This is a genomic window from Neisseria sp. P0009.S007 (assembly GCF_051962515.1).
The window spans coordinates 1-521 of sequence record NZ_JBQCVF010000853.1; the positions used below are offsets into that span (position 1 = coordinate 1).

Annotated in this window: 1 protein-coding gene; it reads left to right on the forward strand. The window is 55.1% G+C overall.

Annotated elements, in window-relative coordinates; all coding sequences use genetic code 11:
- Window positions 1–521 (forward strand): NAD(P)/FAD-dependent oxidoreductase (locus tag ACTHS3_RS16760; RefSeq protein WP_440368610.1); only part of this gene is annotated, 521 nt, incomplete at both ends.

Genomic DNA, 521 nt, shown 5'->3' on the forward strand with positions numbered 1-521 from the left:
GCCGTCAATACTTATGCCGGTTTACACCCGAAATTCAAAGTATTGGAACAAAAAGCCATTGCAGTCAGCACCTTTATCATTGCCACCGAGCCTCTGGGTGAGCGTGCCAAAGACCTGATCCGTAACAATATGGCCATCTGCGACAACCGCCACGTCCTCGATTACTACCGCCTCAGCGCCGACGGCCGCCTGCTCTTCGGCGGCAAAGACAACGAGTTTATCGACGATCCAGACCGCATGACCGAACTCGTCCGCCAAGACATGTTGAAAGTTTTCCCGCAACTTGCCGATGTCAGAATCGAGCATTCTTGGGGAGGCGAATGCGACATTACGCGCAACCTCGTCCCACATTTCGGCCGCCTCGCCCCTACCGTTTTCTACGCCCAAGGCTATTCCGGACACGGCATGGCGATTACCGGCATTGCCGGCTTGGCAATTGCCGAGGCCATCATGGGAGATGAGGGCCGTCTGAAACCTTTTGAGCAACTGCGCCACAGCAACATCATTACCCAGCCTTTCCT